We start from the raw sequence: 21,762 nt of genomic DNA, 5'->3' as shown, positions 1-21,762 counted from the left end.
ACGGGTGTCCTTTCCCTTCAATCCCAGGCGATCCCCATCAATTCGGAACCCCGAATTTCGCGAGACGGACGGAGAAGCTCGATGAACCTGATCACTAAGTACGCCCAAGGAACCGTAGCGCTGCCCATCGCGGAACTTTGCACGCGGCGAGGCATCTTCGCGTGCCTGAAAGGCACGGACGGGGTTTCCCTAACGGATTTGGCCGCCCAAACCCATGCCAATCAGGAATACCTGCGCATCTGTCTCGAGACGTTGGTCCAATCGGGCCGGCTGGTGCGCCAAAATAACGACCCGGTATATAGCTTGGGGCCGGCCGGGCTGCCCGAGCTGGATGAAGCATTGCGGGAATGGATCGATTTCCCCTGGACGAATTACCTGACGAAACGTCGTGGTAAAGGGTTGCTCGGCCCCTGGCTTGAGCGGCTCGCTTCGGTTTCGCCACCTTCGCAAGAGATCGAAGCTCAGACGGAAGGGTTCCTGCTTCTTCCCCTCCTGGTCGCCGTGGCCCAAGGTCGCCTCCATCACAAAAAACCCAAGGGGAAATTGCTTTTCGGCGGGTTGCGTAAAGTCGCACGCGAGGAAGTGATGTCCCTCTTCCTCGCACGCGGCTGGGCGGAAGGCCAAGAACTTACGGCCGCGGGACAGGACCTATTAAACGCCGCCGAACCCTTTGGTTTCATCACCGCCTACGGCCCGCTCTTGGCTCGGCTCGATGATTTGGTGTTCGGCGATCCCGCCGAGGTTCACGCGGCGTGGAGGGATCCCTTCAGCGCCGACAGGCTGTTCACCTGGTGGCGGTCCCAATCAACGGACCCGCTCGATCCGATCATCGCCTTATTCGATCACGGGCCGCTCGAAGCGCAGCCCCGTGCCCTCCTGGTCTTGGGCGGCGGTGACGACGCCCTTATCGAAACCTTGGTCCGTGCCGTCCGCGAACGGACCGCGCGGGGGCGCACCCTAACCGAGCATCCCCTCACCCTGATCGCGGTCGATCATCGGCAAACGGCGCCGCGCCGCACCAATCCAAACGCGGCGCACGAACCGGTCCGCCTCGAGGCCGATCTTCGCGATCCCGCCGCTTTGTTCGCCTTCCTCGAAAGCGAAGGTTACGGCGACCGGGACGCGCTGTTACCGATCCGCGCCTTTGCCCCTGATGGGACGGGTGCCGTGCAGCGCGGCGACCTGCCCACACCGGCGGCGTTAGAGACGGCGTTCACGGACGAGCTCACGCGGTGGACGCCTCATTTGGGACGCCACGGTTTGCTAACTTGGTCCACACACGGCCCGGCTCAGCGCACGGACCGTCCCGAGCCGGAAAGCCACGCCTATTTTTTCAAAACCTTGCTCCCGCTATCCGGTCGCCCGACCCTGGCGGCAGACGCCTGCCTGGCCGCCGCCGCTCGGCTGGGACTCCAGGCAATCGAGCCGCCTTGGAAATCGCCGCGGGTCACGCGCCTCACCCGTTTGACCGCGATTCGGTTGCGCCCGGTTGCTTACCAAATCCGCCATGCCCGACCCGACGACATTGATGACCTTGTGCGGCTTGAAGAACAATGCTGGGCGGAAGGCTTGCGCACGCCGCGGGAAACCCTGCTCAAACGCATCGCGCTCTGCCCGGCCGGGCAACTCGTACTTACGAGCCAAGGTGAAATCCAAGGTGCCCTTTTCTCGCACCGGATTGCCGACACCGACCGCGTTCAGGGCATGACGGCAGATCGCATTCTCGATCAATTCCAGCCCGACGGCCCCGTTGTTCAATTACTGGCCGTCAATATTTTCCCCGCCAAACAGTACCTCAACTTAGGTGATCAACTCCTGGAGTTCATGCTCCAGCGCTGTACCTTGGCGGATGATATCGAAGAGGTTTGCGGCGTCACGCTGTTCAAGGATTTCGGCAAACACGCCGCGAACATGAGCGTTGACGCGTACCTGCGCCACACGGGGGAACACGGCCGCATCGTCGATCCCATTCTGCGTTTCCACGAACGCCACGGCGCCCGCATCGATTGCCTGGTTCCCGGCTACCGGCCGGCCGATCAGGTGAATCGCGGGAACGGGGTTTTGGTTCGCTACGATCTGGAGCGTCGTGAACGCGACGATCTGCGCTTCGAGCCGGAGACCGCCGCGGGCACGGAAGCAACTCCCGCGAGGACCTATACGGCCGTGGAAATCGAGCAATTTATCGTCGAAACATTGCGGCATATGCTCGGCGACGAGGTCGGCATCGATTTGCCCCTGATGGAGATGGGCCTCGACTCCGCGGATATGACCACCCTTGCCGAAAAATTGACGGTCGAATACCGGCTCGAATTCGAGACGGCCATGTTCTTCCAGTACAATACCGCCGCCATGATCATCGCCTACCTCAAAGAACATCTGGATCTAGCCGAACCGGAACCGCGGACGCACGAGGCGCCCGTTCCACCGGCTTCCCCAACCCCAGATGAGGATAGGGTCGACCGGCGCGCCGTCCTCAGGCGCTCCGCCGACCGGCGCTCCGTCGCCGCCGCGGACGCCCCCGTTTCCAACGACGACGAACCCGTCTCCGACGACGCGGTGGCCATGATTGGCATGGGTTGCCGTTTCCCGGGCGGGGTCGATAACCCGGGAAGATTATGGGGACTCTTGCGCGCCGGCAAGGACGCGGTCCACGGGTTACCACCGGGCCGATGGCAGTGGCCCGCGGGAATCGATGTGTTCAAAGAACATCAAGGCATCGACCAGGGCGGGTTTTTGGACGATATCGCCTGTTTCGACGCCGCCTTTTTCCGAATTTCACCGAAAGAAGCGGAGTTCATGGACCCGCAACAACGCATCCTGCTCGAGCTCTGCTGGGAGACGATTGAAGATGCGGGTTATCCGGTTTCGAGCCTCGCGGGCAGTAACATGGGTGTGTTCATCGGCGCCAGCGGCTCCGATTACAACATCCTGCTCGAGCGCCATCTCGAAAGCATCGAACCCCATTTCGGGACCGGCACCTCGATGGCCGTTCTGCCCAACCGCATTTCCTATTTCTTCGATTTTCACGGGCCCAGTATTCTGATTGACACGGCGTGTTCCAGCTCGCTGGTCGCCGTCCAGAAAGCGGTGCATTCCCTGCGGGCGGGTCGCTGCCAAGCGGCACTTGTCGGCGGCATCAACCTGCTTTGCCATCCCTCCAACACCATTGCCTTTTACAAAGCGGGCATGCTGTCAAAGGACGGACGCTGCAGTACCTTCGACCAGAGCGCCAACGGGTACGTGCGCGGAGAGGGCGCGGGCATTGTGTTGCTCAAACCGCTGGCACGTGCCATTGCCGACGGCGATCAGATCTACGCGGTGATCAAAGGGTCCGCCATCAATCACGGCGGGCAGGCGGGCGGTTTGACCGTGCCCAACCCCGGCAAGCAGGCGGCGCTTTTGAAGGAAGCCTATCGCGACGCCGGTATCGACCCCAAAACAATCAGTTACCTCGAAGCCCACGGGACGGGCACCTCCCTGGGCGATCCCATTGAAGTGCGCGGCATGAAGCAGGCCTTCGGGGCGCCGGCCGCCCCGTCACCCCAAGCGCCCTGGTGCGGGCTCGGCTCGATCAAAACCAATATCGGCCACCTCGAGGCCGCGGCCGGCGTCGCCGGTTTGATCAAGGTCGCACTCTGTCTGCGCCACCGCGCGTTGCCCGCGACCATCCATTTTAAGAAACTCAATCCCCAAATTAAGCTCGAGGGCAGTCCCTTCTACATCGTGGACAAGAACCGCGACTGGAAAACGCTCGAACCCGGCAAGCCGCTGCGGGCCGGGGTCAGTAGTTTCGGATCGGGTGGCGCGAATGCGCACGTTGCCATGGAGGAGTACCGCGGCCCGCGGGCACAAAAACCCCAATTCGAAGGCCCCTACATCTTCCTGCTCTCCGTGCGTCGCAAGGAACAGTTAAACGCCTACGCCAACAAATACATGGACTTCCTGACGGACCCGGAAAACGACGCACTCACCCTGGCGGAAATCACCGCCACCCTCATGGTCGGTCGCGAGCAAATGGAGGAACGGCTCGCCATTGTGGTCGACGACAAGCAGTCGCTAATCGATAAACTGACCCGCTTTTGCATGGGCGAACAGGATATCGCTTCCGTTTACCGGGGAAATATCAATCGGCTCACCAACGGCATGGCCATCCTGAAGGACGGAAACCTCGCCGACACGGTCGTGGACTCGGCGATGGCCGTCAAAGACTACGGCAAGGTCGCCATGATGTGGGCCTCCGGTTTCACCGTCGACTGGGCCCGCTTCTTCCAGCTTGGCCGCTTCCGCCGCGCCGTGCTGCCGACCTACCCGTTCGCCAAGGACCATTTCTGGTTGCCGGACAACCAACCTGAGATCGAGAGGACCGGCACCAAAAGCGCGCTCCACCCGCTCGTCCACGAGAACATTTCCGATTTCAACGAACAGCAATTCGTGTCCACCTTCAACGGTCTGGAATTTTTTCTCTACGACCATGTCATCCTCGAGGAGAAGATCCTGCCGGGCGTGGCCTATATGGAAATGGCGCGCGCCGCCGCCGAGATCTCGGTCAAGGGTGGGATCACCCACTTGCGCAACCTGGTTTGGAGTGATCCGATCGCGCTCGGTGAAAAAGCCCGTGAGGTGCAAGTCACGCTTTACCCGGAATCTGGCGGGATCGGGTTTCAGGTGTATACCCATCGGGAAGACAACCCGGCTGATCGACGCGTCCACGGCCGTGGTCACGTGCGCACGGGCGGCCGTCTCGAACCGGCCGCAACCACCGACCTCGACGCGGTCCGCGAACGCTGCCGTTCCGTGATGTCGAAGCAGGCCTTTTACGCACGCTTCCTTGCACTGGGTTTTGCCTACGGGGCCGGCTTCTCCGCGGTCGAAGAAATTCGCTACAGCGAAGGCGAGGTCCTCGCCAGGATTGAACTCCCGGAAAAAACCCGTGCCGGCGCTTCCGCTTACCATCTCCACCCCAGCATGATGGACGCCGCCTTTCAAATCGCGGTTCGACCGCGCCAAGGCGGAAACTCAAAACCCTATCTACCCTTCTCGGTCGATTCGGTCGCCATTCATGCCGAGACACCCAAATCCGGCTACGTCCACGCGCGCCAGTTGCCCGGCCCGTCGGGCGACAATGAGCTGCTCAAGTTCGATATGGAGATTTTGGACGAATCGGGCCGTACCTGCATCGCATTCCGAAATTTCACCGCGCGGCTCTTGCAAACGGCGGAGTCAAGCGACGGCATCCTGTACGCGATTCGCCGCCGAAAACCCGCCCCCCTCCCACGTGACGCCGATGAAACGACCCACCGGCCCGATTCCCGCAACCTGTTGTTCACGGCGGGTTTCTCCGAGGAAGAGGGTTCCGCCCTCAATTCGGTGCTCGATCACGCGACCCATGAACCCTTACCCGCGCTTGACCCCGACGATTTGGCCGGGAGTACCCGCCGCCAGTTCCTGTGCACCTTTGAACAAATCGTAAATCTGGTTTACGCCAAACCGGAATCCCCCTGTCGGTTGCTGGTAGTCGTGCGGCGCAACCCACTCGATTTCGTCTATGAAACCCTGCTCGGCCTCTTCAAAACCGCGATTCAGGAGAACCCGAAGATCCAGGGCAAGGTGATCCGCGTCGATCCCGGCATCCCCATCGATGAGCTGGGCGAGATCCTGCTCGCGGAACAGCGCGATCACCATCAAGTGCTCGACATCCTCTACGGTGCGGATCGAGAACGGCAGGTCACCGTCCTCAAAGAGACCGAACCCCAGCCGCGCGAAGCGGATTATGTTCCCCCCATTCGCCCGGACGGTGTGTACCTGATTACCGGCGGCCGCGGCGGGCTGGGCCGCATCTTTTCGCGCCACCTGGCGCGAACCCCCAACGTCACGCTCATTTTAACGGGCCGTTCCGACGAAAACGGCGAAGCCGCATCCCTGCTCGCCGAGCTGAAAGGGTTGGGTGCCACGGCGCGCTACATCACCGTCGACGTCAGTCACGCGCGCGAGGTCGACGCCGCCGTCGCCAAGGTTCGGCATACGTACGGCCGCCTCGACGGGGTGATTCACGCGGCGGGCGTGATTCGCGACGCGATGTTAATTAAGAAAAATGTCGCCGAAATTGAAGAGGTTTTCGCCGCCAAGATCGACGGGCTGGTGAACTTAGACCGTGCAATCGGGAACGAACCGCTTGATTTCTTCGTGCTGTTCGCTTCCATTTACGGCGTGCTCGGCAACGTTGGGCAAGCCGATTACGCCGCGGGCAATGCCTTCATGGACGCCTTCGCCGCCTACCGCAACAGCCTGGTCGCGAGCGGGGAACGCCGCGGTCGCACCGTTGCCGTTGATTGGCCGCTTTGGCGGGAAGGCGGGATGCAGGTTGACGCCCGAGTGGAACGGCGCATGTTCCGTACGAACGGCATGGCGGCGATGCGTACCGAGGTCGGCCTGGCCGCGTTTGACGAGGCCTTGGCCTCGGGCCACGACCAGCTCATCGTGCTCCAAGGCCACCTGGCGCGACTCAAGGCAAGTTTGTTCGACAGAACCGCCCCGGTGAAAGAGAAACCGGCCGAAAAGCCGAACCTAGCGCGCGTTAAAGGAAAAGCCCCCGCCGCCCCGCCCGTCGCCGGCGAAAAACCACTCAAAGGGCAGTTACTTGCGCTGCTTAAGCAGAAGCTGGCCGAGGTCCTCAAAGTCGCGCCGACGGAAATTGCCAACGACGAGGACCTGAGAAATTACGGGCTCGATTCGTTTACCATCGTCGAATACACGTCCGGCCTCGAGGAACAGTTCGGCGACTTATCGAAAACACTGCTCTTCGAGTACGCGTCACTCGACGCTTTGGCCGACTATTTCATGGCGGACCAATCTGACCGACTTGCCACGATCTTCAATGACCAACCGGCGCCTGCCGAACCCGCCGAGGCGCCCGAGCACCTTGCCGATCCCGCGGTCGTCGAAGAAACGCGAGGCACCTTCCAAACCAGTCGTTTCCCGGAACGCTTCGCGCCGGTCTCACCCGAGGCATTCGGCCCCATGGACATCGCCATCATCGGACAAGGCGGTCGTTATCCCGAGGCAGCCGATTTATCCGAGTTTTGGGCAAACCTGTTGGCAAGTCGAAACTGTGTCTCCGAGATTCCGCGCGAGCGTTGGGACCACAGCCCCTATTTTCATCCCGACCGCAACAAGGAAGGCGGGGTGTACGCCAAGTGGGGCGGTTTTCTTAAGGATATCCATAGGTTTGATCCGCTTTTCTTCAACATCGCCCCCAAGGATGCCGTAAAACTCGATCCCCAAGACCGGCTGTTTCTGGAAATCGCCTGGGAAACCTTTGAAGACGCCGGCATAACCCGCAAGGCGTTGGCCGATAAGACGGTCGGCGTGTTCGCCGGGGCCATGTGGTACGAGTACCAAATCCAAAATGCGCGGAAGGCGGGGCCGAAGGGCCCGCGTGCCTCCTGGGGGAACATCGCGGGCATCGCCAACCGGGTGTCCTACTTCTTTGATTTGAAGGGACCGAGCCTGACAGTGGACACCATGTGTTCCTCCTCCTTAACGGCGATTCACCTGGCCTGCAATGCGTTGTTGACGGGCGACTGTGAAGTCGCCTTGGCGGGCGGGGTCAACGCGTCACTCGATCCCAACAAATACGTGTTCCTCGCACAGGAGCAGTTCCTTTCCAGCCAGGGCCTGTGCACCAGTTTTGGGGCCGGCGGCGACGGCTACGTGCCCGCCGAAGGTGTCGGCGCGGTCCTGCTCAAACCGCTGCACAACGCGGTCGCGGACAGGGACCGCATTCTCGGCGTGATCAAGGGCTCCGCGGTGAACCACGGCGGCCGCGCGAACGGCTATACCGTACCCAATCCCAACCAACAGGCCGCGCTCATTTCATCGGCCTTTGAGCGTTCGAGAATCGATCCAAGAACCGTCAGTTATGTAGAGGCCCACGGTACCGGCACCTCGCTGGGCGATCCCATCGAGATCGCGGGTTTGACCAAGGCCTTTTCCAAATCAAACCGGGACCGCGGCTATTGTTCGATTGGTAGTGTGAAGTCCAATATCGGGCACTGTGAATCGGCGTCCGGGGTGGTTGCGCTGACCAAGGTTTTGCTGCAAATGGAACACCGCACCCTGGTCCCTTCGCTCCATTCCAAAACGCTGAACCCCAATATCGATTTCTCCGAAACGCCGTTCCGCGTTCAGCAGGAGGTCGCGCCATGGACCCGGCCGCGGGTGAATGATCGCGAGGTACCCCGAATTGCCGCGATCAACTCGTTTGGGGCGGGCGGCGCCAACGCGCACCTGATCGTTGAGGAATACGTCGCCGGTTACCACGACGGTTCCGAGCAGGCAAACAGCGGTCCTTACCTGGTTCCGCTCTCCGCGAAAACGGAAAAGCGCCTGATGCGTATCGCCGAGAACCTGCACCGCCGATTGGCAACGGCGCGTTTCAACCTTGAGGAAGTGGCCTATACGCTCCAGGTCGGTCGCGAGGCGATGAGCACGCGCGTGCTCTTTATCGTCGAAGAACAGGATGACTTGATCGTGAAGCTCAAGGCCTTTGCGGCCGGTACAGGCCGCATTGACGGTTGTTACCGGGGCGAGGCCAAAAAGGGCAAAGACCCCTTGCGGTTCCTGTCGGCCGATGAGGATATGCAGGAGATGATCGCGCGTTGGGTCACCAAGGGCAAACTCGAGAAACTTGCCCAGCTTTGGGTGAAGGGCGTCGATCTGACGTGGCATCTCCTCTACGGGACCCGCAAGCCGGGTAAAGTCGCGTTACCCACCTATCCGTTCTCCCGCAAAGAATACCGATACATTGATGCGGCGCAAGTCGGCCACGCCGCGTCGGACGAGGCGCACGGCGCCACGGGGCCGCCCCCCGCCGCCGTGCAGCACCCGCTCGTCCACGAAAACACCTCCACGCTGGACGTCCAACAGTTCTCCGCTTCCTTTAACGGTTCGGAATTCTTTTTCGCCGATCACCGCGTCTTTGAGAACCGCGTCCTGCCGGGCGTGGCTTATTTAGAAATGGCGCGCGCGGCCATTGAGCGCTCTTGCCCCGAATCCGTGTGCGACTTTCGCCAGGTGGTTTGGGTGCGGCCGATTGTCGCCGGTGAAGCGGGTTTACAGACCACCGTTCGCATCTATGCCGGTTCCGAAGAAGATTTGCTCGAGTTCGAGGTGGTTTCCGCGGCGGGTGTCCACGCAAAGGGCAAGACCCGAATTGGGCAACATCCCCCAATCCGTCCCGATCAGCCGTCGCTCGCCGAACTCGAATCCCGCTGTAGCCAGGGCGCCGATGCACCCGAACTCTACGCGCGCTTAACCGAATACGGGCTTGTCTATGGGCCCGCCTTCCAAGGGATCGAATCGATCCGGTTTAACCAAAACGAAGCGCTGGCGCGTTTGTCGATGCCCACCACCGAAACCGCCGGGTTCCATCTCCATCCCAGCATCATGGACGCGGCCCTGCAGGCCACCGCCGGCCTCACCCTGCTGGGCCGGGGCAGCCGGAAACTTGCGCTCCCGTTCTCCGTCGGTTCGGTTTCCATCCTGGGGCCGACACCGGCGCAAGGCTACGCTTGGGCCCGCTTCAGCCCGGGTACGGATCCGAGTTCAGCGGCGCCCTGCTACGACATCGACCTGCTCGACGACCAGGGCCAAACCCGGGTGCAGTTCCGAAAATTTGCGACCCGTGTGTTCGCGGCTAAGAATTCACCAAGCTCAAGCGAAACGGCAAAGGGGCTTTTTTACTTCTCAACACGAATGCTTGAAACCGAGATCACCGCGCGACAACCATTGGAACCCACGACCCTGGTGTTCACCGCCGGAATCGACGAACAGGCGCACGGGCTTTTGGGCCAAAAGACGTCTGCCGAGGTGGTTGCGCTTCCCGCCGCGGCGAACCTGTCGGTCGTCGATCGAACCAAGACGCTGTTCAAGTTCGTTTTCGACCGCATCCAAGCCCTGATTGCCGCCAATCCCAAGCACCCCCAATCGGTGATCGTTGTGGTGCCGGAAGGTGAACCAGCCTTCGTTTTCGCCCCGTTGGTCGGGCTGTTCAAAACGGCGGCCCTGGAGCATTCGCGCATCAACGGTCGCCTTATTCGGGTGCCGGCAGGCATCGACGCCGAAACCGTCGCCCGGATCGTCGCCGGGGAACAAACCACCGCCGACGCCTATCGCAACATCCACTACACCGAAACCGGCGCACGCTGGGCGGAGCATTTGACCGAAATACAGCCGGGCCGCGCGGAGGTGGCGCCGTTTAAACCGGGCGGTGTCTATTGGATCACCGGCGGACTCGGTGGTTTGGGCCTGGTCATCGCACGGCGCCTGGCACGGGTCCCCGACGTAAAGGTGATCCTGAGCGGACGTTCCGCGTTAGACCCGGCCAAGTCCGAGGTACTCGGTGGCTTACGCGCGGACGCGGCCGCGGGCGTCGAAATCCAATACCTGGCCGCGGACACCGGTTCCCGTGCGGCAATGGGTCGCCTTCTGGACGAGATACGCGCCCGCTTCGGCAAATTATCGGGCGTGATCCATAGCGCGGGGGTGATCCGTGATGCGATCATCACCAAGAAAACCCATGAAGAAATCGACGCCGTCTTTGCGCCCAAGCTCGACGGCCTCCTCGTGCTGGACGAACTCACCCAAGCGGTTCCCCTCGACTTTCTCGTCGTCTTTGCCTCGGTTTCCGGTGTGATCGGCAACAGGGGCCAAGCCGATTACGCCGCCGCCAACGCCTTTATGGACGCCTTCGCCGCGTGGCGCAACGCCCTGAAAGATAAAGGCGAACGTTCCGGGAACTGTATCGCCGTCGATTGGCCGCTTTGGCGCGAGGGCGGCATGCAGATCGATGCGCAAAGTGAGAAATTCTTGGAGCGTCGTACCGGGCTGGCCGTCCTTGAAACGAACGCCGGGCTTGAGGCCTTTGATCGCCTGCTTGCCGATCCGGTCCACGACCATGTGGTCGTTGCCTATGGAAACCGCGACGCACTTCTTGAGAAATTAAAGGTCACGGTGGCGTCCCCGGCGCCGAACGAGGTCGTCGCAACCGAAACCACCGCAATCGAAAAAACCCGTCAGCCTCTTCAAGAACCCGAGACAGCGGTTCGCGGGCGTGAGGCACTGCTCGAGCGTCTCACGATGATGTTTAGTAAACAGCTCGGCGTTGAACGCGGCGAACTGGAGCCCGACACCCCATTCGAAGAGGTCGGTCTCGATTCCGTCGCCATGATGACCCTTCTCGACAAGTTAGAGACCGAGTTTGGCAAAACCCTGGATCCCAATGCATTGATCGAATACGCATCGCTCGATTCCTTTGCCGATTACCTGCTCGAGTTGGGGATCGGTGCCGGCGAAGCCACCGCCTCGCCGGCGACCACGACCTGGAAGAACCCCGCGCGCACCGCGCCGGTCTCGCCACCACCGCGCGCTGTTGCACAACCCGCGGAGCCCACAAAACCGCGGGAAGCGCCGGTGCGACAGGATTCCGCGGACCAGGTTCGCGAAACCATCATGGACCTTTGTGTCGAAATCTTGATGGTGGAACGCACCGATCTGTCACCCGAAAGCGATTTCACCGAGCTGGGTCTGGATTCCATCGGCATGATGAACATGCTGGACCGTTTGGAACAAACCTACGGGACGGCGCTCGCCCCGGACAGCTTTAGCATGTACCCAACGGTCATGGATTTGGCCGCGCATCTCATCGAGACGGGCGTCGTGCCCGTCGGACAGGGCGTCGTGCCCGTCGGACAGGGCGTCGTGCCCGTCGGACAGGGCGTCGTGCCCGTCGGACAGGGCGTCGTGCCCGTCGGACAGGGCGTCGTGCCCGTCGGACAGGGCGTCGTGCCCGTCGGACCGGGCGTCGTGCCCGTCGGGCAAACGCCGGCCCCCAAACCCGAACCCGTCTCGGCACCTGTTGCGATGCCCGTTTCAGAGGCAATTCCACCGATCCGCGCACCACGTCGCAAGGGCCGAGCCCATGGGCACGAATCGGTTGCGCCGGTCGTCAAACAAAGAAAAATCGCCGTAATCGCCTCGGCCTGCCGCTTGCCCGGTTCGGATTCGCCGGAACAGTTCTGGGAAAACCTGGTCGCGGCGCGCAACCTGGTCAGTACCGTACCCGCCGACCGTTGGGACGCCGCCGCCGTTTACGATCCCAATCTCGGGACGGCGGGCAAGGCCTACACCCAATACGGCGGGTTCCTCCGCGATATCGCCGCCTTCGACGCAGCCTACTTCGGTCTCAGCGAGGAACAGGCGCTTTGTCTCGATCCCCAACAACGGCTCGTCCTCGAACTGGCCCAAGAGCTCTTCGACCGAGCCGGTTATGCGCGCGACGCCATCAAAGGCAGCCGAACCGCCGTCATCATCGGCGCCAAGGACGGCCGCTATCTACCCAACAACCTAGACGTCATGCCGGCCGGCGCGGCCCAACAGATGGTCGTCAACACCATCGGGAACATGATCGCCGCCCGCGTTTCGGATTTCTTCGACCTGAAGGGTTCCGCCAATCTCATCGACACCGCTTGCTCCTCTTCCCTGGTCGCCGTCCATGAGGCCTGTACCAAAATCTTCGACGGTCATGCCGATATGGCCGTGGCAGGCGGCGTTTTCCTGATGGTTGACCCGTTCTGGCACATCGGCTTTTCCCAGGCGAAAGTCCTCTCCACCGACGATAAGTCCTATGTCTTCGACCAGCGCGCCAAAGGGTTTGTGATCGGAGAAGGCGCCGGCCTGGTGCTGCTCAAGGATTACGACCGCGCCGTCGCCGATGGGGATCGCATTCAAGGGGTGATGCTCGGCTCGGCCGTCAACAACGACGGCAACACCATCGGCCTCACCGTTCCGAGCATGGACGGCCAAAAGCAGGTCATCGAACAAGCGCTCGCATCAAGCGGCGTCAACCCGGCGACCATCAGTTACCTGGAAGCGCATGGGACCGGCACGCTCCTGGGTGACCCAATTGAAATTAAGGCCGCGACCCAGGTTTACCGCACGTTCACGGAAGCTCGCAGATTCTGCGCGGTCGGTTCCGTCAAAACCAACCTCGGCCACACCATGACGGCCGCCGGGGTGACCAGCCTGATCAAAGTCTTGCTCAGTTTGGAGAACCAACGCATTCCCGCCACCCTCCACTGCGAAAAACCGCATCCCCGCTTCCGCTTCGAAGAATCGCCGTTTTACCCCAACCTCGCGACCCGCGATTGGCAACCGCTTGACGGGGTTCGCCGGGCCGCGATCTCCTCCTTTGGGTTCGGCGGCACCAACTGCCACCTCATCCTCGAGGAGGCGCCCCCGCTTGGACCCACCCGCGAGGCGTTGCCGCCGACGCGGTTCAAGCGAAAAAGGTTCTGGTTAGGCGGCGCCCCGACCGCTGTTACCCGTGCCCCCATCACCGCGAACCCGGTCGCTACCGCATCCCCGACCCATCGGTTGCAGCGCGACTTCCCCGCCGATCAACCGCTGTTACGCGACCACCTCGTTCTCGGTCGTCGGGTTTTGGTGGGCATGGCCTACGTGGCCTTGGCGATGGAACTCCTGCGCGCATCGAGCAAGCGGCGGGACGGCGTCCTGGAGCGCGCCTTATTCTCCGGCGCCTTGGGCCTTGAGCCAGGGGAGACCGGCCAGGTCACCCTCGCTTTTGAAGGACAAGAAAAGAAACGACGGATCCGCGCCACCTATAGGGTATCGGGTGGACCCGAGGTCCATGCGGCCGAACTCAGCGAGAATTCCGACGCACCGGCCTTCGCCGGCCGGCACCTTGCCATTGCAGCGCTGATCGAAGGAAAACCCGCGCGGGATGGGGCCGATTTCTACCGCCACCCGGAGGAACGGGTTTATGGACCGGACTTGTACAGTGTCCGTCGTGTCTACGATTTGGCCGAGGGCGAGGTGCTCGGTGAGATTCATCTGACCGAGGCCATTCGCGCCGAGCTGGATCAGTACTACCTGCACCCCGCCGTTTTGGACGCCTGCCATGTGGTTTCCGCGTTCGCCGTCTCCCACGACCCGGTTCACCACCATTGGGTCCCCTTCATGGTAAAACGAATTCGCTTCTCCGGGTCGGTGACAGCCGCCCAACTCGCCCACGGCTACTGCCGGGCGCGGCTGGTGCGAAAAACGGCTGACTTTGCGGAGATCGACCTAGAACTGTTTGACAGCACCGGTCGGCTGCTTGTTGCGCTCGACGGGTTTTCGACCCGAAAGATTCTCAACCAGGAACGCTTCCTCGCAGGCATGGGTAACGCAAGCGCCGCACGCACCGAGCCGAGCCAAACCCCCGCCCCGGCCGCGCCGACCACCCCGACCGCGCCAATCGCCGCGCCGAAAGCGTTCAAGCAAGGCGACCTAAAGGATGCGGCCCGCGCCTATCTCCAGGCCAAGGTCGGCGCCTTAATCGGTCTTGAGCCGGCCAAAGTCTCGGTGACCCAAAACTTCATGGACATGGGCGTCGAATCAAACCAGATGATCGAAACCGTTTCCCTGATTGAGAAGGAACTCCAGGCAACGCTGTATCCGACCTTGTTTTTCGAGTACCAGAACATCGACGCACTCGCGGCATTCCTTGCCGATGAGCACGCCGCCGAATTACAAACATGGGTCGGCGGCGCGGGTGCCCCCCCGGCAACCGTGCAAAACACCGCGTCCGAACCGGCACCAACACCCGCCGCCCCGCAACCGCTCCCCGGGCCCCGCATGGCTGATCCCGCCGGCGGGGTCAAAACCTTCCTTAAGAAGAAAGTCGCCAACCTGCTTAAAACCGCACCCGATGCGATCCGCGACGATCAAAATTTCATGGATATGGGCATCGAGTCCAACCAGATGATCGCGACCGTTTCCGATATCGAACGGGAAATCGGCACCGAGCTTTACCCGACCCTGTTCTTTGAGTATCAGAACATCGGCGAATTGGCCGCCTTCCTCGCCGAAGAGCACGCCGAGGCGTTCACGGCCTATCTGGGTACCGCGCCCATGTCACCGGCGGGGGGTGCCGATCCGGGAAGCGCACCGCCCGTAAACGCGGCGGCGGCACGGCCCGCGCCAACACCGGCACCGCAGCCGCCGCGCGTTACCGCGGCCCCGGATGCGAATCGCTCCGGGGATCGCCCGTCGCGGAGCCGAGACATTGCCGTCGTCGGCATGAGTGCCTATTTACCGCAATCCCGTAACCTGTCCGAGTTTTGGGACCACCTCGAAGCAGGCCGCGACCTCGTCACCGAAATTCCCGCTGATCGCTGGAATCAAGCGGATTGGTTCTCCGCGGACCGCAATGCCGCCGACAAAAGTTATTCCAAATGGGGCGGTTTCACCAAGGATTTGGCCCTTTTTGATCCCCTGTTCTTCGGCATCACGCCGCGCCAGGCCAAGTGGTACGATCCGCAACTGCGGCGACTGCTGCAATCCGTCCACGAAACGCTGGAGGATGCCGGTGAAATGAACCTGAAGGGCAGCAGGACCGGGGTGTTTGTGGGTTCCTGTTTCAAGGAGTACTGGGACGAGGTGGTGCGCGCGAACATTCCACTCAGCGATTACCAGCACTTGAGCGGCGTCATGTCTTCCCAGTCCGGCCTCGTCTCCTATATCTTTGATTTCCAGGGCGGTTCGATCCCACTCGACAACGCCTGTGCCTCTTCCTTAACCGCGCTCCACCTGGGTTGTCGCGCCATGCAAAACGGCGAGATCGACCAGGCGATCATCGGCGGCATCAACGCCCTAATCAGCCCGCTCCACTACGTGTATTTCTCGCGGATCCAGGCGCTTTCGCCCACGGGTCGTTGCCATACCTTCGACAAACAGGCCGACGGCTACGTGCCGGCGGAGGGGATTGTGTCCGTTCTGATCAAACCCCTGGAGAACGCAATCCGCGACGGGAACCCGATCCATGCCGTCATAAAAGGCACCGCCATCAACCACGTGGGTCGTTCCAATAACCCGACCTCACCGCGTCCCGAGCTTCAAACCAAACTGTTGCTGGATGCCTGGGCCAATGCCGACATCCATCCCGAAACGCTCGGCTACATCGAAGCCCACGGGACCGGAACCCCGCTCGGCGATCCCATCGAGATCAACGCCCTGCGCAAGGCGTTCAAGCAGCACACGGACCGAACCGCCTTCTGTTCGATTGGTTCAACCAAGGCCCATCTCGGCCATTTAGAGGGTGCCGCCGGTCTGGCCTCGCTGGTCAAGGTCATCCTCATGATGAAACACGGCACCATTCCGAGGATGCCGAACTTCCGCGAGCTGAACCCCTACATCAACCTGAAAAACGCGCCCTTTACGATTAACACCGAAACCATTCCGTGGGAACGGCCCGCGGGTAGCCCGCGTCGGGCCGGGATCAGTTCGTTTGGGATGACCGGCAACAACGCCCACGCGGTCGTCGAAGAGTACGTCCCCGTTCCACGCCCCCTCCCCCCTGAATGGTCTGGGTCCGACCCATCGGAGCCCGAGCCAGTCGTGGTTCCCATTTCGGCGGGAAGCGAAAGCGGCTTGCGCCGCTACGTGGCACGCTTGATCGGTTTTCTGGAAGGGACCGAGCCGAACTTCGGCGATCTCGTTTACACCTTACAGATTGGGCGCGAACCCAAAAAGCACCGACTGGCGGTTGTGGTCGCCGACCAACGTGCCTTACTCGATGGTTTGCGCGCATTCGCGGCGGGACGCACCGATTCGCGCCTTTACAGCGGCACAGTTGCCACGGCGGCCGTCGCGGAAGAACCCGTTACCGTCGGGGATGCGCATCATTTGGCCGAGCTTTGGGTTTCGGGCGGGGTGATCGACTGGGATGCACGCCCGCGCCGCCAAACACCCGTGCGCATCTCACTGCCGCCGACGCCGTTCGATGAAGAGCGGTTTTGGGTTCCCGAACTCACCGGACGCGGCCGCCAAGCCGCCGCGTCACCGGCCGGCGGTGAACCGTCCCTTCTTCATCCGCTGGTCCACACCAATGCGTCCACCGTTCGCGGCCTCAGCTTCCAAACCAACCTGCGGCCGCAAGCCTTTTACCTTAAAGATCACGTGGTTGCCGACGCCCACGTCTTGGTGGGTGTCGCCCTCATTGAAATGGCCCGCGCCGCCGGGGAACGGGCGCTCGGGACGGCGGTCGCCGAGATCCGCAACGCGGTCTGGGGTTGGCCGGTCCGCGTCGACCAGGCGCCCTATCAACTTTGGATCAACCTCGCCCCGCGCAAGGACGGCGACCTCGACTTCCGCATCCAGAGCGGCGACAGCGCGGAACGACGCCATTTCCACGGCATTTTGCACTCGGGTAACTCGGGTAACTCGGGCAACACGGGCGCCGCGGCTGCTTCCGCGCCGCCGTCACAGGATTTGGCCGCGATTCGGCGCCGCTGTCCCCAAGCGATTCCCGGCAGCGCCATTTACAACCATTTTGATGCGTTCGGCCTCCACCTGGGTCCGGCCTTCCAAGGCGTTCGCCGCATTGAGGGCGGCGAAACCGAGGCGCTTTCGACCATCGTGTTACCCGAGGCCGCGGCCGGCGCCACTGCAGCCGATGAAAATGCGCGCGGTTTCGCGTTCCACCCGGTCCTGATGGACTGCGCCCTGCACACCATCGCCGGCATCGACGTAACCCGCTTCCGGGCAAACAGCCACATGAAGATCCCCTATGAGGTCGGGGCGGTCCGTTTCCACGCCCCCATTCCGCGTGAATGCTACGGTTACGCCCGTTACACGGGCGGTCGGCAACACGCGAATCCCGATCAGCAGACCTACGACGTCAGCATCCTCACCGCCGAGGGTGAGGTGGTCGCGGAAATGGTGTCCTTCCACCCGCGCCCCTTCGATGCACAGAACTTGGGACGTTCGGTCCTGCGCGATCAAATTCGCACCACCTACTTTGTGCCCGATTGGCGCGAAACCCCGCCGTCCAAACCCAAGCCAAACACAACCGGCTCGGGCCGCGCGCTGGTGTTCCTGCCCGACGCGGCGCTGATCGAAACGGTACGGGCCGAGGCCGCCGCGGCCGGATTGGCCGCGCCGATCTTCGTTGCGGCGTCTGGCGGAGAACCCGACGGCGTTACCCTGTTCCGGCTCGAAACCCCCGATCCCGACGGCTTCGAGCGGTTGTTCGAGGTTTTGGAGAAAACCGGCAACCTGCCCGATTACCTGATTCTGGGCGACGCGTTCGCGCCGTCCGCCGCCGACCCGCGCGCGGACCTGGCGCGCGTGGTTCCGATGATGTTCGCGCTCTACCGCACCCTGTGCCGGCGCAACCTCAAAAACGCGATTCAGGTCATCGCAACCCACCTGCACAATGGTGCCTTCCCGCCTGTTTACCAAGCACTCAGTGGACTGGCGCGCACGGTCAACTTAGAGAAAGGCTCTATCCGCTCTTGCCTGCTCGGCCTGTCTCGCTTCGACGCGACGCGGGATCGCATTAAAGCCGCCTTGGCGGAATGCGGTCAGGTCGAACCGGTTTCGGTGCTCCAGATCGCCGGGCAATCCCGCCGCCGCGCGGTCCTCAGACAACCGGCTTCGGCACCGGACGGGGCCGAGGTACTGACCCGGGGCGGCGTGGTCCTGATTACCGGCGGGGCGGGCGGCCTCGCCTTGCGCCACGCGCGTTTCCTGGCCGAACGTTTCGCGGCCCGCTTGGCCCTTTGCGGTCGTTCACCCATGAGCCCGGAAATCGAAGCGCGCCTGGCCGAGTTGCGCGCGCTCGGCGGCTCAGCCGCCTATTTCCCCTGCGATGTGGCCGATCAAAGCCAGGTCGCGGATTTGCTGGCGCGGGTCCGCGCCGCGTACGGTGGCATCAACGGGATTATTCATGGCGCCGGGCTGATTCGCGACCGCTTCCTCGTCAGCAAAAACGCGGACGAGGTTCAAAGCGTGCTGGCGCCCAAAACGCTCGGCACCCTCAACTTGGACGAGGCAAGCCAAACCGACGACCTCGATTTCTTCGTCACCTTCTCCTCGGTGAGTGCCGCGCTTGGGAATCCCGGTCAGAGTGATTACGCCTACGCCAACGCCTTCATGGACGCCTTTGCAACCCACCGTCAAAACCTCGTCGCGGAGGGTTCCCGTCGGGGCCGTTCCATTTCGATCAACTGGCCGCTTTGGGCCGAGGGCGGCATGCGCCCGGACCAACGCGCCGTGGACGCCATGCGCGCGCAACTGGGCCTCCACCCGCTTCCGACCGAGGCGGGCCTCGACGCCTTCCATCGGCTCTTGCGCGCTTCCTCCAGCGGCATCCTGCCGCTTTACAGCGGCGTCTTGCCGCTTTATGGTGACCGCGACAAGGTCGCCGCCGTTGTGGCGGCGCGCTACGGCAAGGTGGACGAGAAGGAAGCCGAACCCGCCGCCGGAGCCGCCCCCGAAGTCACCCCCGAGCCCACCGCGAAGCCGGCCGGCGACGAAGCCTTATCCGAGGTGATCCAGGCCGAACTGCTCCAGATTGTCGCCCGCATCCTCGGGACGGAGCAGGACCGCGTTGATCGGGAAGTCGGCATGACCGAACTCGGTTTTGATTCGATTGCGCTCACCGAGCTGGCCGACGGCATCAACGACACCTTCAACCTTCGCTTGATGCCGAGCGTGTTCTTTGAAACCCCCGCCATCAACGATTTGATCGCCTACCTTGCCCGAAAACACGGCGCCGCCCTGCGCGAACATTTGGCGGCACAACTCCGGCCCGAGCCCGAACCCGAGCCCGAACCCGAGCCTGGCGCGGAAAGCGCCGCGGCAGAACCCGATCCGCCCGGCGCGGCGCCCTTCGGCCCATTCGTCTCGGAACCCGCGACGGCACCTTCCTACGAACCGAGCCCCACCAAGCCGCGCCTCGCCGAACAGGAACCCATCGCCATCGTCGGCCTCAGTGGTCGCTTCCCCATGGCCCCCGATGTGGCGACCTTCCACGCAAACCTGGTCGCGGGCCGCGACTGCATCCGTGAAATCCCACGCGAGCGCTGGGATTGGCGCGCCGTTTACGGCGATCCGCGCGTCGAAACCAACCGTACCCATATCAAGTGGGGCGGCTTTATGCCCGACATCGACTGTTTCGATCCGCTTTTCTTTGGGATTTCGCCCAAGGAAGCCGAACTGATGGACCCCCAACACCGCATCTTCCTGGAAACGGTCTGGGCCACCATTGAAAACGCGGGTTACGATCCGAAATCCCTTTCCGGTAGCCGCACCGGCCTGTTCGTCGGCGTCGAATCCCAGGATTACGCCGACCTGATGGCCGAACGCGGGGTGGGGATCGAGGCCTATACCCCCACGGGTCTGGCCCCCTCGGTGCTCGCCAACCGCATTTCCTACCTGCTCAACATCACCGGGCCCAGTGAACCCATTGCCACGGCCTGCTCCTCGTCGCTGGTGGCGCTGCATCGCGCCGTCGGGGCGATTCGCTCGGGCGACTGTGAACAGGCCCTCGCGGGCGGGGTCAACGCCTTGCTCAGTCCGCGATTGTTCATCGGCTTCTCCAAAGCCGGCATGTTGGCCGAGGACGGGCGTTGCAAGACGTTTTCCGCCAAGGCGAACGGGTACGTGCGCGGCGAGTGTTCGGCCGCCGTCTTGCTCAAACCGCTGTCGCGCGCCCTCGCGGACGGCGATACGGTTTACGGCCTGATTCGGGGCAGCGCGGAAGCGCACGGCGGCAAGGCCAGTTCCTTGACCGCACCCAATCCCAACATTCAGGCCGAGCTCATCAAAACCGCCTGGACCCGCGCCGGCCTTGATCCACGGACCGCGGGTTATATGGAACTCCACGGGACCGGCACCGAATTGGGCGATCCCGCCGAAATCAACGGCCTCAAATCCGCCTTTTCCGATCTCTACGCGGAACGGGGCGCGCACCACCCCTTGCCCAAACCGACCTGTGGGATCGGCAGCGTGAAGTCGAATATCGGCCATTGTGAGACCGCGGCCGGCATCGCGGGCGTGGTCAAAGTGCTGTCGGCGATGGGACAAGGCATCTTGCCCGCCACGCTCCACCACGCGCCGCTCAACCCCTACATCGACCTGGCGGGGAGCCCCTTCTACATCGTCGCGGAAGCACAACCCTGGCCGACCTTTACCGAGGAAAACGGCGCGCCGGCACCCCATCGGGCCGGGATCAGTTCCTTCGGATTCGGCGGCGCCTACGCCCACGTCGTCCTTGAGCAGTACCCGTTGGCTCGCCGCGATTCGCGACCCGGCGCGGTTTTGGTGCCCCTGTCCGCGCGCTGCGCCGACAGCCTGGCCCGCGCCGCGACCAACCTGCTCGCCCACCTCCGGCACACCGAGGTCGCGCTCGATGCGCTCGCCTACACGCTTCAAGTCGGCCGCACACCGATGGCCCACCGACTCGCTTTCGTGGTCAGCGACCACAATCAGCTCGTCGCCGCGCTTGAGGCATGGCTTGCCGGCGACGCCCCCAACGATTTCTGTTGGTCGGGCACGGTGCCCAAGGGTTCCGCGATCCAGGTTGAGAAGGACCTTCTCGACGCCGCGACGGCGCGTCGGGACTTGGCCCAACTGGCCCAGCTCTGGACGCGGGGTGCGCAACCGGATTGGGGCGGACTTTATGGATCGCAACCACCGCGGCGGGTCCCGCTGCCGAGTTATCCGTTCGCCCGCAATCGCTACTGGATGCCGGAAGGTAACCGGCAGGCGGTGCAGGAAACGCAAGCGCCGGAAACGAACGATATGGGCTTTTACAGCACGTTGATCGACCGCCTTCTCAGCGGGGAGATCGGTGTGGACGAAGCAACCGAACTCGCGGGGTCGACCGACCCCTTCCAAGGCACAATGTGAGACCCGATT

General features: G+C 62.7%; 1 protein-coding gene. It reads left to right on the top strand.

The annotated features are described in order from the left end of the window. The first annotated feature begins 81 nt into the window (after positions 1 to 81). Entirely contained in the window at positions 82 to 21,753 is a 21,672-nt protein-coding gene (locus tag J3U88_RS26430; RefSeq protein ID WP_207862009.1) for an SDR family NAD(P)-dependent oxidoreductase, read from the top strand. Positions 21,754 to 21,762: the final 9 nt, after the last annotated feature.

The organism is Acanthopleuribacter pedis, from assembly GCF_017377855.1.
Lineage (GTDB): Bacteria > Acidobacteriota > Holophagae > Acanthopleuribacterales > Acanthopleuribacteraceae > Acanthopleuribacter > Acanthopleuribacter pedis.
Note: the sequence above shows the minus strand (reverse complement) of the source record. Positions and strands in the feature narration are given on the sequence as shown.

Coding starts and splice junctions, on each gene's coding strand:
- J3U88_RS26430 (WP_207862009.1), top strand. CDS start 82: ATGAACCTGATCACTAAGTACGCCCAAGGAACCGTAGCGCTGCCCATC.